The following is a 15,640-nucleotide window of genomic DNA, read 5'->3' as shown; positions in this document are numbered from 1 at the left end:
AAAATCAAATATGGCAAGGATAAAAGTTCCAAGAAAGAGTACAGCCATTGACATGACCGCCATGTGCGACGTGGCCTTCCTGTTGCTGACTTTCTTTATAATGACCGCGAAAGTACGTACCGAGGACCCGGTTCCTATCGATATGCCAAAATCATCGATACAGCAACCAATTCCGGAGAATGACTTCGCTACCATTTCTGTAGGTTCACAGAAAGCATTTTTTGGAATAGAGGGAGTGAATATCCGTAAACAAACCTTAATTCAAATGGGCGAACTTTATAAAACAACGTTTACGCCCGATGAGTTAAACAGGTTTTCTACGATCACATCAATTGGTGTTCCCTTTAACCAAATGCATCAGTTTATTGCTTTATCGGCTGATGACCAAAAAAAATATAACAAACCAGGTATCCCCCGTGATTCTGTAAGTAACGAATTATTTAACTGGATCCGTGAAGCCCGTAAAGCTACCGTAGCATTGGATAATGCGCAGTTGCGTATAGCGATAAAAGGCGATAGCAAAGAAGAATACCCGGTTATTAAGGATGTTATCAATATTTTGCAAAAGCAAAAAGTGAACAAGTTTAGTTTAATAACAAACTTAGGTAGTGGCGGTGGCGCTGCTCCTAAAAAATAAAAGATCATGGCAGAATTAGATACCTCCGGGGGAGGTAAACACAAAGGCGGGAAGGTTCGCAGTAAAAAGCAATCCACCCGCGTAGATTTAACAGCGATGGTTGATTTAGCTTTCCTGTTGATCACTTTCTTTATCATGACAACTACCTTGGCCAAGCCCAAAGCGATGGACTTGACCATGCCCGATAAAGATGATAAAACAAAGGATCAATTAGCTGTTAAGGCTTCATCATCACTAACCTTATTATTAGGTAGCAATGATAAATTGGAGTGGTATCTGGGCGAGGCAGGAAAATCGGCACCTACTATAATTGGTTATGGTCCAAATGATCTGCGCAAATTGCTTGTTGAAAAGAAAGCAGATATCGAGAAAGCTACAGGCAAACCAATGATCGTTTTGATCAAGCCAAGTAGCAAATCAAATTATAAAAATGTAGTTGCAATACTTGATGAGATGAATATCGTCAATGTACAAAGCTACGCTATAGTTGATATTTTACCCATTGAAGTTACTGATTTACAGAAGAATGGGCTTTACAACGATACTAAATAATTTAAAATAACGTTATTAACTACCATTAAATCTTAAAAGATGTTTGGATCGAAATTAGACATATTAGATCAGAAATGGATCGACGTTGTTTTTAGTAGCAGAAATAAGGCCTATGGGGCTTATGAGCTGAGAAGGGATAACTCCAAGAATACATCAAGGGCGCTTATTATAGCAATCATTGTGTTTGTATTTGTTGTTGCTTTACCTACTATCATCAACAGGATCCAGGGACTTATCCCTAAAGCTGATCAAAAAGTGAAGATAACAGACGTAGTGCTGTTACCTCCACCACCCGTGGATCAAACCAAAAAACCACCTCCGCCGCCACCTGAACCGCCTAAACCAAAGGTTGACCAGGTACGTTTCCCACCTCCGGTTGTGAAACCGGATAACGAGGTTAAGGAGAAAGATCCACCGACAATAAAAGATTTGGAGACTAAGGACCCTGGTCAGAAAGACCAAAAGGGTGATCCTAACGCCGATATCAGAATTGATGAGCCGGTAGGTAACTCCGATGTTAAACAAGTAGTAGAAGCCGATCCTAACCAGATCTTTACTTCGGTAGAGCAGGTTCCGGAATTCCCGGGAGGTTTGGAGAAATTTGGTGCCTATTTGGGTAAATCTATCCGTTACCCGGCAGTAGCCCGTGAAAACGGTACTCAAGGTAGGGTAATTTGTACCTTCGTTGTGGAAAAAGATGGTTCATTAACTGATATCAAAGTTACCAGAGGTATTGGTAGCGGCTGCGACGAAGAAGCGGTTCGTGTATTGAAAAATTCACCACACTGGAAACCAGGTATTCAGAATGGTCGCCCGGTACGTGTACAATATAGCGTGCCAATCAGCTTTACGTTAGCAAGCGAATAATGCCACTCAATTTTAATAAAGAACAAAAATCGCCCAAAAGGCGGTTTTTGTTTATTTTAGGCGCTGTCACCTTTGTTTGTTTCGTCGTATTGGGCTTAATGATCATGTTTTGGGACCAGTTGCCCTTACAATTACCGCAATACCAGCGAATGCTTTTCGGAGCCTTTGTTATTGCTTATTCCATTCTGCGGTTTTCACGATTGTTTAAGAAGGATCAGTATGAAGATTAATTTTAATAGTCAGTTTTTACTTTTTGCATTGCTCCTGAGTGCGGGCTTACAAGCCTGTAAACAAAAGTCGACAAAATTTTCTGCTGATAATGATGCTAAATCGGGCAAAGCAACTTTTGTTGCCGATGCTTCCTTCTCACCCATCTTAGATCAGGAACTGTATATTTATTCCAGCCAAAATCCCAATGCCAAAATCAATGTTTTGTATAAAACAGAGAATGAGGCCGTAAATGACCTGTTAAACGATAGTGTACGCGTAGCCATACTGTCGCGTGAGCTTACTGCTGATGAACGTGCTGTGATCACTAAAAGGACATTGTCGGTGGAGTCTGTACGCTTTGCCATTGATGCTATAGCGCTTATCGTGAACACAGCTTCAAATGATACCTCCATTACTGTAGGCCAATTGAAAAAACTGCTCACAGGACAGGGCGATTTAAACAGAACCATTGTTTTTGATAACCCTAATTCGAGTTTGGTAAGATATTTGAAGGACTTTACCGGAAGTAAGGGATTTACGCAGAAAAACATTTATGCGCTTAAATCAAATAAAGAGGTTTTGAAATATGTAAGCGAACACCCTGATGCTTTAGGCATAACCGGGTTTAGCTGGCTTAATGATCCGGATAAGGATTATGCCGGATATGTAGAAAAGGTTAAAGTAGTAAGTGTCAGGGATGAGTCAAACAAACAGTACCCGGACACTTATTTTAAACCATCACAAGAGTCGCTTGTCTTAAAACAGTACCCTTTAAGCAGAGGGCTTTATGTAATCAATTGTACAAGCAAAGTAGGTTTGGGCATGGGTTTCGCTAAATTTTTAGGCAGCCAACCAGGCCAGCGTATCATACTAAAATCAGGCCTGTTGCCTGATTCTATACCAACGAGAGAGATTAGTTTAAAAAATAAATTTTAATTAAAGATGAAAATGATCAGTAAAATAGCCACGGCATCATTAGGACTGTTATTAGGAGGTTCATCAGTTTTTGCGCAAAGTCTAGCCGACGCCAAAAAAGCTATTGACGCCGAACAGTATCAGAAAGCCAAATCAATGCTTAAAAACCTTACGACGACACAAGCCGATAAGGATGAGAACTTTTTTTACCTGGGTTGGGTATATATCAAACAAGATTACGCCGATTCGGCAAAAGCGGCCTTTAATAAAGGTATTGCTGTAAACGCTAAATCAGCTTTAAACTATGCTGGTTTAGGTGCTGCTGCCCGTTTAGATAAAGATAACTCGGGAGCAACCAATAACTTTAACCAGGCTATTGCACTGGCTGGTAAAAGCTCAAAACCATATCAATATGTAGGCGAAGCTTATTTATTGCCGCTTACACCTGGCGCAAAAGTAGCCCCGGCTGATGCCAATGCTGCTATTGCTGTTTTACAAAAAGGTAAAGTGGTAAACCCTAAAGACGCGGAATTATTGATCACTTTGGGTAATGCCTACCGCTCACAATTAAAGAGCAACGAAGCTTACCAGGCTTACTCAGATGCATCAACCATCGATCCTAAAAATCCGGCTGCAAAAGTAGCTACCGGCGTTTTATGGCAGTTTGCCAATAACTTTGAAGATTCTGAGAAACAATTCCAGGACGCCTTAGCTATCGACCCTAATTATGGTCCGGCTTACCGCGAATGGGCCGAAACAGATGTGCGCTGGTCATATACCGATCCTAAACAGGCATCAGTGAAGATCAAAGAGGCAGCTGATCATTATAAAAAATATATCAGCCTGACCGATCAGTCTGTTGAGTCACAAATGCATTATGCCGACTTTTTACTGTTGGCCGGTGATTATAAAACCCTGCAACAGGTGGCTGCTGATCTTTCAAAATCAGCAAACAGCAATGCGAGAGCATACCGCTACCTGGCTTACTCGGCTTATGAGAACAAAGATTATCCTGCCGGTTTAACCGCTATTAACACCTGGTTCCAGAAAGCCGACCCAAAACGTATCCTTCCGCGCGATTATTTATACCAGGGGCGTTTGCAAATGGCATCAGGTCAGGATTCAGTAGGTATCAATACTTTAAGAAAAGCATTGGCTCTTGATTCGACCCAAACAGATGTTTACGGAGAAATTGCTAAATCATTGTTCCGTGGAAAAAAATATGTAGAAGCTGGGGATGCCTATAAAGTGGTTACCCAAAAAGGTGGGCGAAATGTTAAGCTTACAGATTATTTTTATGAGGGTATTAGCTATTACTATGGATATGACGAGAAAAAGCCAACTGCCGATTCATTAATAGCCAAAGCCGATTCAGCTTTTAGCTACGTTACCCAAAAAAGCCCAACTACCGCTGATGCTTACATTTATCGTGCACGTGTTAATGAGTTAAAGGATAAAGACCGTAATAACATTATGGGTTATGCTAAGCCTTTTTATGAAAAATATATTGAGCTGGTACTTGCTAAAGGAACACCAGATGATAAAACTAAAAAGAACTTGGCAGAATCCTATGTTTATTTGGCTAACTATGCCGAGTTTAAGGAAAAAGACTTAACCAAGGCTGCGGATAACTATGCCAAAGCACGTGACGCAGATCCTACTAATAAACAGGTAATTGCTTACTTTGCGAAAAAAGCCGGTGGCGGTAAAAGCAAATAAGGTTTTATAATAGCAAGTACAGAGGGCTTATCTCTGATACTTAAGCTTAAAAATAAAAAAGGCCTCTTGTAAAAGAGGCCTTTTTTATTATAGTTCCATTAGTATATTTGCAGCATGGAATTACAAAGTACACCGCTTAATTATTTGCCCATCATTATTCAAATGTTAGTGGCTTTAGGGTTTGTGGTAACCACCATGTTTGTAACGCATAAAATTGGTCCTAAGCGTAAAACTAAGGACAAACTGACCCCCTTTGAATCGGGTATCGAAGTAGTGGGTAATGCCCGTACCCCCATATCCATTAAATATTTCCTGGTGGCCATATTGTTTGTGCTGTTTGATGTGGAGGTGATATTTATGTATCCCTGGGCTGTTAATTTCAAAGAAATGGGCGCCAAGGGTATGGTCGAAATGTTCATATTTATGGCCACGCTTTTATTAGGTTTTATATACGTAATAAAAAAGAAAGCGTTAGACTGGGACTGATCGGATGTGCAAATATGCAGATGTGCGGATGTGCAGATGATAGGATTCCGTTAATTCTTAAATTCTGTTAATTCGGATTCAGACAAAATCAGCGGCACATCAAAAAGGATTAGAGAATTCTTTTTTAGAACGATTCTAAATATAGCTACAGAGTAGCCATCGTGTACTTTTTACATGGTTATTATTGTAAATTTGCACTCATTATCCGTCTTTTCCGGATAGTGGATTTCTATTAAAATAGTTCAATGAGTGATATTCAATTAGTTGACGCTCCTGCTGGAGTAGAAGGCGCCGGATTTTTTGCTACCTCGCTTGATAAAGTAATAGGTATAGCACGCTCAAATTCATTATGGCCCCTGCCATTTGCCACCTCGTGCTGTGGTATTGAATTTATGGCAACTATGGCCTCTCATTATGACCTGTCGAGATTTGGTGCCGAGCGTTTAAGCTTTTCGCCACGTCAGGCCGATCTGTTAATGGTTATGGGTACTATCGCCAAAAAAATGGCCCCGGTATTAAGGCAGGTATATCTGCAAATGGCCGAACCTCGTTGGGTGATGGCTGTTGGCGCCTGTGCCTCAAGCGGCGGTATATTTGATACTTACTCTGTTTTGCAGGGTATTGATGAAGTGATACCGGTTGACGTTTATGTGCCCGGTTGCCCACCCCGCCCCGAAGCTATTATTGATGGCTTTATTAATATTCAAAAATTGGTACAAACAGAATCGCTTCGCAGAAGAAACGAACCTAAGTACCAGGAATTGTTAGCTAAATACGGAATTCAATAATGGTCCAGATCCCTAACGAAGAGCTTTTAAAAAGAATTGCTGAAAAGTTTGACCAGCAGGTAACGCTGGTAGGCGAGCCTTATGGTTTGCTTACTGTGGAAACCGGCCGCGAGCAGATCATTGATCTGTTAACTTTTTTAAAGACCGACGACGCTCTCCGGTTTATATTTTTAACAGATATTACCGCCATACATTATCCGGAGCAGGAAAAGCAGATTGGTATTATTTACCACCTGCACAGTTTAACCACCAATACCCGTATCCGTATTAAAGTGTTTTTAGCCGATGGCGACGTACATATCCCTACAGCTACTACCGTATGGGAGGGTGCCAACTGGATGGAGCGTGAAACGTACGACTTTTTTGGGGTTATATTTGACGGCCACCCCGACCTGCGCCGTATACTGAATGTTGATGACATGACGGCTTTCCCGATGCGAAAAGAATTTCCGCTGGAGGATCCAAACCGTGTTGATAAAAAGGATTACTTCTTCGGAAGATAACATATAGATTAGATGTGAGACGTGAGATTTTGGATATGAGACCATTTTTCCTATTGGTAACAATTCAAAAGTCTCAAATCTCAGGTCTCAAATCTCATATCTAAATAAATAATTATACTGATGCAAAATCATCCTGTATATACAGACAACGATCCGCAAAACGAGCTTTCGACCCTTAACCTGGGGCCAACGCACCCTGCAACCCATGGTGTGTTCCAGAATGTGCTACAGCTTGATGGGGAAAGAATTGTAAGCGGCGTATCAACCATTGGTTATATACATCGCGCGTTTGAAAAAATTGCCGAACACCGACCTTTTTACCAGATAACCCCGCTTACCGACCGTTTAAACTATTGTTCATCACCCATTAACAATATGGGCTGGCACATGACGGTTGAAAAACTGCTGGGCATCACCACTCCAAAAAGGGTTGATTACCTTCGGGTGATCATTATGGAACTGGCCCGCATATCTGACCACATCATCTGCAACGGTGTATTGGGTGTGGATACCGGCGCGTTTACAGGCTTCCTGTACATGATGGAGCACCGCGAGTCTATTTACGAAATATATGAGGAGATCTGCGGATCGCGCCTCACTACCAATATTGGTCGCATCGGCGGTTTTGAGCGTAATTTTAATACTATCGCTTTTGCCAAGCTGCGTGCCTTCCTGAAAAATTTCCCGGTTACACTGAAAGAGTTTGAATCGCTGTTTAACCGTAACCGTATTTTTGTTGACCGCACCAAAGATGTGGCCGCCGTTACTGCCGAAACCGCGTTGAGCTATAGCTGGACAGGTCCTTTACTGCGTGCTGCCGGTGTTGATTATGACGTAAGGGCGATGAACCCATACTCATCATACGAAGATTTTGATTTTGAAGTGCCTGTGGGTACCAATGGCGATGTTTACAGTCGCTTTTTGGTACGTAACGAAGAAATGTGGCAAAGCCTGCGCATTATTGAGCAAGCCCTGGTAAAACTGGAAAAAGAGCCAACAGACATTTTTCATGCTGATGTGCCTGAGTTTTACCTGCCTCCAAAAGAAGAAGTTTATAATAACATGGAAGCCCTCATCTATCACTTTAAAATTGTGATGGGCGAAATTCCTACTCCGAATACCGAAGTATATCATTCGGTAGAAGGTGCCAATGGCGAGCTGGGCTTTTATCTGGTGAACGATGGTGGGCGCAGCCCATACCGTTTGCATTTCCGCAGACCAAGCTTTATCAATTACCAGATGTATGCGCCAATGAGCCGTGGTATGTTATTATCAGACGCTATTATTAATATGAGTAGTTTAAACGTTATAGCCGGAGAGTTAGATGCTTAAAGTGGAAGATACTCAGGTGCCGGTTGATTTTTCGCCGGAACTGATCAGTAAATTTGATGATATCGTAAGCCGTTATCCGCTGGGGAAACAAAAATCGGGCTTACTGCCGATACTGCACCTGGTACAGGCCGAATTTGGCTGGACAAGTGTACCTGCAATGGATAAGGTGGCTGCCTATTTGGAGATATTACCAATTGAGGTATATGAAGTAGCTTCATTTTATAGCATGTACTTTTTACGCCCGCAGGGTAAATATGTATTGGAAGTTTGCCGTACCAGCGGTTGCTGCCTGGTAGGTGCCGAAAAAATCATGGATCATATTGAGCAGAAGCTGGGGGTAAAAGAGGGTGAAGTTACTGCCGATGGCCTGTTTAGCTGGCGCGGTGTAGAATGTTTGGCCGCTTGCGGTTTTGGTCCGGTTTTACAAATTGGCCCTGAATATACTTTTTACGAGAATTTAACTAACGATTCGGTAGATAAATTGATCGGCGATTTAACAGCAGGAAAAAGAGATTAAGGATTTAAAGACAAAGGATTAAGGACTAAAAATCTGGGTTTAGAATTTAGTAATTAAAGTTTAGAATTTAGAGACTAGTATTTAGCTTTTAGAATTTAGAGATTAGAATTTAAACAAATGGGTCGCAAATTATTATTAGAACATATAAACGTACCCGGCATCAACACTTTTGATGTTTACCGCTCCAAGGGTGGTTACGCTTCTGTTGAAAAAGCTTTGAAAACCATGTCGCCAGAGGCGGTGGTTGAAGAAGTGAAGAAATCGGGCTTGCGTGGCCGTGGTGGCGCGGGTTTCCCAACGGGTATGAAGTGGAGCTTTTTGGCTAAGCCAGAGGGTGTGGCACGTTACCTGGTTTGCAACGCTGATGAATCGGAACCCGGTACTTTTAAAGACCGCTACCTGATGACCTATATTCCTCACCTGCTCATTGAGGGTATGATCACATCGAGTTTTGCATTAGGCGCCAATACTTCATTTATCTACGTTCGCGGCGAAATGATGCCGCAGATCAGGATCCTGGAAAAAGCCATTGCCGAAGCAAAAGCAAAAGGGTTTTTAGGTAAAAATATTTTAGGCTCGGGTTATGATCTGGAGCTTTATGTACAGCCCGGTGGTGGTGCCTACATTTGCGGTGAAGAAACCGCTTTGCTGGAATCATTGGAAGGCAAACGTGGTAACCCGCGTATTAAACCACCATTCCCGGCTATTGCTGGTTTATATGGTTGCCCAACGGTAGTAAACAACGTAGAATCGATAGCAGCAGTAGTACCTATCATAAACGAAGGTGGCGACGAATACGCTAAACTAGGTATCGGCAGGAGTACAGGAACCAAGCTGATATCAGCTGGTGGTAACCTGAAAAAACCTGGTGTTTACGAAATTGATCTGGGTTTACCTGTTGAAGAGTTTTTATATTCTGACGAATATTGTGGTGGTATTGCCAACGGCAAACGCCTGAAAGCGGTTGTTGCGGGTGGTTCATCAGTACCTATTTTACCAGCTAATCTTATTCTGAAAACCATTAATAACGAACCTCGCTTAATGAGCTACGAATCATTGGCTGATGGTGGTTTTGTAACGGGTACCATGATGGGTTCGGGTGGTTTTATTGCTTACGATGAGGATGCTTGTATCGTTCGTAATACCTGGAACTTTGCCCGTTTTTATCATCATGAAAGCTGCGGACAATGTTCGCCATGCCGTGAAGGTACGGGATGGATGGAAAAAGTATTGCACCGTTTAGAGTACGGTCATGGTAAACAAAGTGATATGGACCTGTTGGTTGATATCTCTAAAAAAATTGAAGGAAACACGATTTGTCCGCTGGGCGACGCGGCAGCATGGCCGGTGGCCAGCGCTATCCGCCACTTCAGGGATGAGTTTGAATGGCACGTGACTAATGCAAACGAAGCAACAACAAGGAATTACGGTTTAGCACATTACGCAGATCCGTTGCCGAAATTGGAATCTGTAGCTGGATAAAAAATAAAACCACGCGTCATTGCGAGGTACGAAGCAATCCCCGATTTACAGAGTCGTTCTGTATAGTATAGAGATTGCTTCGTACCTCGCAATGACGGGAAGAAGATAAGTTTCTAAAACCTTAGGATTTAGAAAGTAGAATTTAGAGTTTATACAAGGACGTTATATAAAATGTCAATGAAAGTAACCATAGACGGAATACCCGTTGAAGTAGAACCGGGAACAAGCATTCTGAATGCCGCAAGGCAGATCGGGGGCGATATTGTTCCACCTGCGATGTGCTATTACTCCAAGCTGGAAGGCAGTGGCGGTAAATGCCGTACCTGTTTGGTTAAGGTAAGCAAAGGCTCTGAAAAAGATCCGCGCCCGATGCCTAAACTGGTAGCATCATGCCGTACCACGGTAATGGATGGTATGGAAGTGCAAAATATTACCTCGCCCGAAGTGATTGAAGCCCGCAAAGGTGTGGTTGAAATGTTATTGATCAATCACCCGCTGGATTGCCCGGTATGTGACCAGGCTGGTGAATGCCATTTGCAAGACTTAGGTTTTGAACATGGCGCTGCTAAAACCCGTTACGAGTTTGACCGTCGTACATTCGAAAAGATTGATATCGGCGATAAGATACAGTTACACATGACCCGTTGCATCCTTTGCTACCGTTGTGTGTTCACCGCCGATCAGATCACCAATACTCGTTTACATGGTATCCTGAACAGGGGCGATCATTCGGAGATCTCCACTTATATATCAAAAGCTATTGATAACGATTTTTCAGGCAACGTGATCGACGTTTGTCCGGTAGGAGCGTTAACCGATAAAACTTTCCGCTTTAAAAACAGGGTATGGTTTACCAAACCAGTAGATGCGCATCGTGATTGCGATAAATGCTGTGGTAAAACTACTTTATGGTACAAAGGCGAGGATGTGATCAGGGTAACCGGCCGTAAAGATGTTTATGGCGAGGTAGAAGAGTTTATTTGCAATACCTGCCGTTTTGATAAAAAGAAAACAGCCGACTGGGTAATTGAAGGCCCACGCAAGATATCGCATAAATCAGTGATCAGCTCAAATCACTACGAATTTATACCGCTGCCGGTGGTTAAAACCAACCCGGTACTGATGGAAGCGAATAAAGAACAATTTGAACGAGACACACGCTTATAATGGGATCGACTGCAGATATACTGATTAAAATTGGCCTGATACTGATCATTTTCGTTATCAGCCTGGTGATGGCTATGTACTCCACCTATGCCGAACGTAAAGTTGCCGCGTTTTTCCAGGATAGGATAGGCCCTAACCGTGCCGGTCCATGGGGTATTTTACAACCTCTGGCCGATGGTGGCAAAATGTTTTTAAAAGAAGAGATCATCCCAACCAATGCAACGCCTTTCCTGTTTATTGTTGGGCCTTCCCTGGCTATATTGACCGCCTGTATAGGTTCGGCTGTTATTCCATGGGGGCAAACAATGGTTATCGGCGGTCATAGTATTGATTTGCAGGTAACCGATATCAACGTAGGTGTACTGTACATTTTTGGCGTAGTATCATTAGGTGTGTATGGCGTAATGATAGGTGGCTGGGCATCAAACAATAAATACTCCTTATTGGGTGCTATCCGCGCGGCATCGCAAAATATCAGCTATGAAATTTCGATGGGTTTATCCATCATCGCTTTGCTGATGTTAACCGGTACTTTAAGCATGCGCGAAATTGCCGAGCAACAACACAGCTGGCACTGGAATGTATTAAGGCAGCCACTTGGTTTTATACTATTCATCGTATGCGCCTTTGCCGAAACTAACCGTACGCCCTTTGATTTGCCCGAGTGCGAAACTGAGCTGGTTGGCGGTTATCATACCGAATACTCCTCCATGAAATTAGGTTTTTACTTGTTTGCAGAGTATATCAATATGTTTATCTCATCGGCGGTTATGGCTACCTTATATTGGGGTGGTTACAACTATCCGGGTATGGACTGGGTATTGGCCCATACAGGTCCGGCTATAGGTCCGCTGATCGGGGTTGGTGTATTCTTTATAAAAATTATCTCATTCATCTTCTTTTTCATGTGGGTGCGCTGGACTATCCCACGTTTCCGTTATGATCAGTTGATGGATCTGGGTTGGAAAATATTGATACCATTGGCCATTGCCAACATTGTGCTTACCGGTATTGGTAGTACATTACTTACACACTTTGGATTTTAATAAAATGGAATCATTAAGCAATAAGAAAAAAGTACTGGAAGTAAAGCCACTCAATTTTATGGAGCGTGCTTACCTACCGGCTATTGTTAGTGGCCTGGCTACTACCATGAAGCACTTTTTCAAGAAACCGGTAACCATCAGTTATCCGGAAGAGAAGCGCGAATTTTCTGAGAACTTTCGTGGTATGCACTCCCTGAAACGTGATGAGAATGGTAAGGAACGCTGCACCGCCTGCGGATTGTGCGCGCTTTCATGCCCGGCCGAAGCCATCACCATGACGGCAGCAGAGCGCCAGCCAGGTGAAGAAAACCTGTACCGCGAAGAAAAGTATGCCGCTGTTTATGAAATAAACATGCTGCGTTGCATTTTCTGCGGATTGTGTGAAGAGGCTTGCCCTAAAGAAGCTATCTATCTTGACGGTGATATTGTACCTGCCGACTATTTGAGGAAGGATTTTATTTACGGTAAAGACAAATTAGTAGAGGCCCCCTTAAATCAATAAAGAAGTTTTATACCTTTGCCCAAACTTTAATGGGAAAGGGTATTTTGTAAATATAAACATGAGTACATTTTACTTCATCGCGTTTTTGTCCATATTCTTTTCGATACTGGTTATCTCGGCCAAAAACCCGGTACATAGTATCCTTTACCTGATACTTACCTTTTTTACGTTCACCATTCACTATATTTTATTGAATGCCCAGTTTCTGGCCATCGTTAACTTTATTGTGTACATGGGGGCTATCCTGGTATTGTTCCTGTACACGCTGATGCTCATCAACCTGAACAAGGAAAGTGAGCCAGTAAAGCCATTTATGATAAAAATAGCAGGTGTGTTTGGCGGAGGTATCCTGGCGGTAGCTTTGGCATCGTCATTAAAACTGATAGCCACATCAAACCCGGTGATATTAAAAAACCCTGACCTGGGCCTGGTGAAAAACCTGGGTAAAGTATTGTTTAATGAATTTTTATTGCCATTTGAGGTATCGTCTGTATTGCTGTTATCGGCAATGGTAGGCGCTGTTTTATTGGCTACTAAAGACCCTAAAACTGCATAATAATGGATAGTTTAACAAATACCCTACACGCGGTACCGCTTAATCATTATATATTATTAAGCGCCATTATTTTTTCGATAGGGGTAATGGGCGTATTGATACGCCGCAATGCTATCGTGATTTTCATGTCGGTTGAGCTGATGCTTAACGCGGTTAACCTATTGCTTACCGCTTTCTCGGTTTACCGGGGTGATGCCAGCGGACAGGTTTTCGTGTTCTTTATTATGGCATTAGCTGCCGCGGAAGTTGCGGTAGGATTAGCCATCATTGTGATGATCTATCGTAATACCAACTCGGTTGACATCAACGTACTGAACAGGCTGAAATGGTAGAGTGATTTTGGATTTCGGAATTTCGATTTCGGATCTGTCATCTATAAAAATATAAACGCGTTACGTAGAATACACGTATCACGTACAACATAAAACGTACAACGTATAAAACATGAATCAATACATCTGGCTTATTCCCATATTACCGTTAGCCGGTTTTATTATTAACGGACTTGGCCGCAATTCATTATCAAAAAACGTAATTGGCTTTATTGGCAGCCTGCTGGTACTGGTGTCTTTTGGTTTAAGCCTGGCAGTTTTCTTCCAGATCAAATCAAGCGGTCATCCTATTAATGTTACTTATTTCGATTGGATCTCTGTTGGTTCGCTTAAAATACATTTCGCGTTCCTGGTTGACCAGTTGAGTGCTATCATGCTGTTGATTATTACGGGGGTTGGCTTCCTCATCCACCTGTATTCGATAGGTTATATGCACGATGATAACGGTTTCGGTAAATTCTTTGCTTACCTGAACCTGTTCGTATTCTTTATGCTTTTACTAGTGATGGGTTCAAATTACCTTATCATGTTTATCGGTTGGGAAGGCGTAGGTTTATGCTCCTACCTGCTTATCGGTTTCTGGTATACCAATCCAAGCTATGCCGATGCCGCAAAAAAAGCCTTTGTAATGAACCGTATTGGCGACCTTGGCTTTTTGTTAGGTATATTTTTGATCATACATTTTTTTGGCAGCATTGATTTTGCTACCATATTTCCTAAGGCGGCGGCTTTAACTGGCGATCAAACAATACCCTTAACGGCTATAACTTTACTGCTTTTTGTAGGTGCTGTTGGTAAATCGGCCCAGTTGCCCTTATTTACCTGGCTACCCGATGCCATGGCCGGCCCAACACCGGTATCGGCGCTGATACACGCGGCTACCATGGTTACAGCTGGTGTATACATGATAGCGCGTTCCAATATTTTCTATTCCCTGTCTCCGTTTACTATGGAGGTAGTAGCCATCATTGGTTTGGCAACGGCATTGTTCGCTGCATTAATTGCATTAACACAAACAGATATTAAAAAGGTACTGGCCTATTCAACCGTATCGCAATTGGGCTATATGTTTTTAGGTTTGGGTGTTGGTGCTTACACAGGCGCTTTCTTCCACGTATTAACACACGCTTTCTTCAAAGCTTTATTATTCCTGGGCGCGGGCTCGGTGATCCATGCTATGAGTGGCGAGCAGGACATGCGCAAAATGGGTGGCTTGAAAGGTAAGATCAAAATAACCTTTGCTACCATGCTGATAGGTACTATCGCGATATCGGGTATCCCTCCATTTTCTGGTTTCTTTTCAAAAGACGAAATCCTAGCTCATGCTTATGCGCATAGCACCACATTTTATGTGATTGGTGTATTTACCGCTATGCTGACTTCATTCTATATGTTCCGGATGTTGTACCTTACTTTTTATGGAAAGTTCCGCGGTACACATGAGCAGGAGCACCATGTACATGAGTCGCCGGCAACCATCACTATCCCGTTAATTGTACTGGCCATTCTTTCGATGATCGGTGGTATGATCGGTGTGCCCGAAGTTTTGGGCGGTCACCATGAGCTGGAACATTTCCTGGCGCCGGTGTTCGAGAAGTCAAATGCTATTTTGGGCGAACATCATTTACAGGCCAATACAGAATTTATACTGATGGGTACATCGGTACTGGTAGCTTTAATCGCGTTGGCTTATGCTTACTTTAAATATGTAAAGGGCGGAAGTCTGCCGGTAGCAGATACCGAAGAGCGTCCGGCACTGACCAGCATATCCTATAACAAATTTTATATCGATGAGCTGTATGATCTAATCATCCGTAAACCTTTGGATTTTCTTTCCACTTTCTTTTATAACGTGGTGGAACGCCTGGGTATTGATGGTTTGGTGAATGGATTAGGCAAGGGTACTATTGAAACCAGTAAAGGTTTGCGCTTACTGCAAACCGGTAATGTGGGTTTCTACATATTTATCATGGTACTTGGAATTATTGCTGTATTGGCGTATAGCATATTTGGATTAACTAAAATATAA

At 42.4% G+C, this 15,640-nt stretch carries 17 protein-coding genes; all 17 read left to right on the top strand.

Annotated features, from left to right (window positions below):
• Positions 1 to 10: 10 nt before the first annotated feature.
• Positions 11 to 637, top strand: a complete 627-nt coding sequence (locus tag BLR84_RS28100; protein ID WP_090473578.1) for an ExbD/TolR family protein — start codon at positions 11 to 13, stop codon at positions 635 to 637.
• A gap of 6 nt (positions 638 to 643) precedes the next feature.
• Complete coding sequence (locus BLR84_RS28095; RefSeq protein WP_090473577.1) at positions 644 to 1,189, top strand: ExbD/TolR family protein; 546 nt, start codon at positions 644 to 646, stop codon at positions 1,187 to 1,189.
• Between the two features lie 39 nt (positions 1,190 to 1,228).
• Entirely contained in the window at positions 1,229 to 2,056 is an 828-nt protein-coding gene (locus BLR84_RS28090) for an energy transducer TonB (RefSeq protein ID WP_090473576.1), read from the top strand.
• A 219-nt stretch (positions 2,057 to 2,275) separates the two neighbouring features.
• On the top strand, positions 2,276 to 3,202 hold the full coding sequence (locus tag BLR84_RS28080; RefSeq protein WP_090473574.1) for a PstS family phosphate ABC transporter substrate-binding protein: 927 nt from the start codon (positions 2,276 to 2,278) through the stop codon (positions 3,200 to 3,202).
• 12 nt (positions 3,203 to 3,214) lie between these two features.
• On the top strand, positions 3,215 to 4,900 hold the full coding sequence (locus tag BLR84_RS28075; protein ID WP_255367065.1) for a tetratricopeptide repeat protein: 1,686 nt from the start codon (positions 3,215 to 3,217) through the stop codon (positions 4,898 to 4,900).
• 114 nt (positions 4,901 to 5,014) lie between these two features.
• Entirely contained in the window at positions 5,015 to 5,386 is a 372-nt protein-coding gene (locus BLR84_RS28070; protein WP_090473572.1) for an NADH-quinone oxidoreductase subunit A, read from the top strand.
• A 245-nt stretch (positions 5,387 to 5,631) separates the two neighbouring features.
• On the top strand, positions 5,632 to 6,174 hold the full coding sequence (locus BLR84_RS28065) for an NADH-quinone oxidoreductase subunit B (protein ID WP_076375850.1): 543 nt from the start codon (positions 5,632 to 5,634) through the stop codon (positions 6,172 to 6,174).
• A complete protein-coding gene (locus tag BLR84_RS28060; protein WP_090473571.1) occupies positions 6,174 to 6,677 on the top strand; it encodes an NADH-quinone oxidoreductase subunit C in 504 nt (167 codons plus the stop codon). Before BLR84_RS28065 ends, BLR84_RS28060 begins: the two co-directional genes overlap by 1 nt.
• 120 nt (positions 6,678 to 6,797) lie before the next feature.
• Positions 6,798 to 8,009: an NADH-quinone oxidoreductase subunit D gene (locus BLR84_RS28055; protein WP_176852176.1), complete on the top strand. Its 1,212-nt coding sequence runs from the start codon at positions 6,798 to 6,800 to the stop codon at positions 8,007 to 8,009.
• A complete protein-coding gene (nuoE, locus tag BLR84_RS28050; protein WP_090473569.1) occupies positions 8,002 to 8,526 on the top strand; it encodes an NADH-quinone oxidoreductase subunit NuoE family protein in 525 nt (174 codons plus the stop codon). Before BLR84_RS28055 ends, nuoE begins: the two co-directional genes overlap by 8 nt.
• A 117-nt stretch (positions 8,527 to 8,643) precedes the next feature.
• Positions 8,644 to 10,008: an NADH-quinone oxidoreductase subunit NuoF gene (gene nuoF / locus BLR84_RS28045; protein WP_090473568.1), complete on the top strand. Its 1,365-nt coding sequence runs from the start codon at positions 8,644 to 8,646 to the stop codon at positions 10,006 to 10,008.
• Positions 10,009 to 10,185: 177 nt separating this feature from the next.
• A complete protein-coding gene (locus tag BLR84_RS28040) occupies positions 10,186 to 11,175 on the top strand; it encodes an NADH-quinone oxidoreductase subunit G (protein WP_369829207.1) in 990 nt (329 codons plus the stop codon).
• Positions 11,175 to 12,221 carry an NADH-quinone oxidoreductase subunit NuoH gene (nuoH, locus tag BLR84_RS28035; RefSeq protein WP_090473566.1) on the top strand — a complete coding sequence of 349 codons (1,047 nt, stop codon included), beginning with the start codon at positions 11,175 to 11,177 and terminating at the stop codon, positions 12,219 to 12,221. The genes BLR84_RS28040 and nuoH overlap by 1 nt, the downstream gene beginning before the upstream one ends.
• 4 nt (positions 12,222 to 12,225) lie before the next feature.
• Entirely contained in the window at positions 12,226 to 12,723 is a 498-nt protein-coding gene (locus tag BLR84_RS28030; protein ID WP_076375866.1) for a NuoI/complex I 23 kDa subunit family protein, read from the top strand.
• A gap of 58 nt (positions 12,724 to 12,781) precedes the next feature.
• The gene (locus tag BLR84_RS28025; RefSeq protein ID WP_090473565.1) at positions 12,782 to 13,279 is read left to right on the top strand and encodes an NADH-quinone oxidoreductase subunit J family protein; all 498 of its coding nucleotides are present in this window, start codon (positions 12,782 to 12,784) and stop codon (positions 13,277 to 13,279) included.
• A 2-nt stretch (positions 13,280 to 13,281) separates the two neighbouring features.
• Positions 13,282 to 13,611, top strand: coding sequence for an NADH-quinone oxidoreductase subunit NuoK (nuoK, locus tag BLR84_RS28020; protein WP_090473564.1), 330 nt, complete (start codon positions 13,282 to 13,284; stop codon positions 13,609 to 13,611).
• Positions 13,612 to 13,723: 112 nt separating this feature from the next.
• Positions 13,724 to 15,640: an NADH-quinone oxidoreductase subunit L gene (gene nuoL / locus BLR84_RS28015; protein ID WP_090473563.1), complete on the top strand. Its 1,917-nt coding sequence runs from the start codon at positions 13,724 to 13,726 to the stop codon at positions 15,638 to 15,640.

The organism is Mucilaginibacter sp. OK268, from assembly GCF_900103125.1.
Lineage (GTDB): Bacteria > Bacteroidota > Bacteroidia > Sphingobacteriales > Sphingobacteriaceae > Mucilaginibacter.
This window is presented reverse-complemented; position numbering and strand designations above follow the sequence as displayed.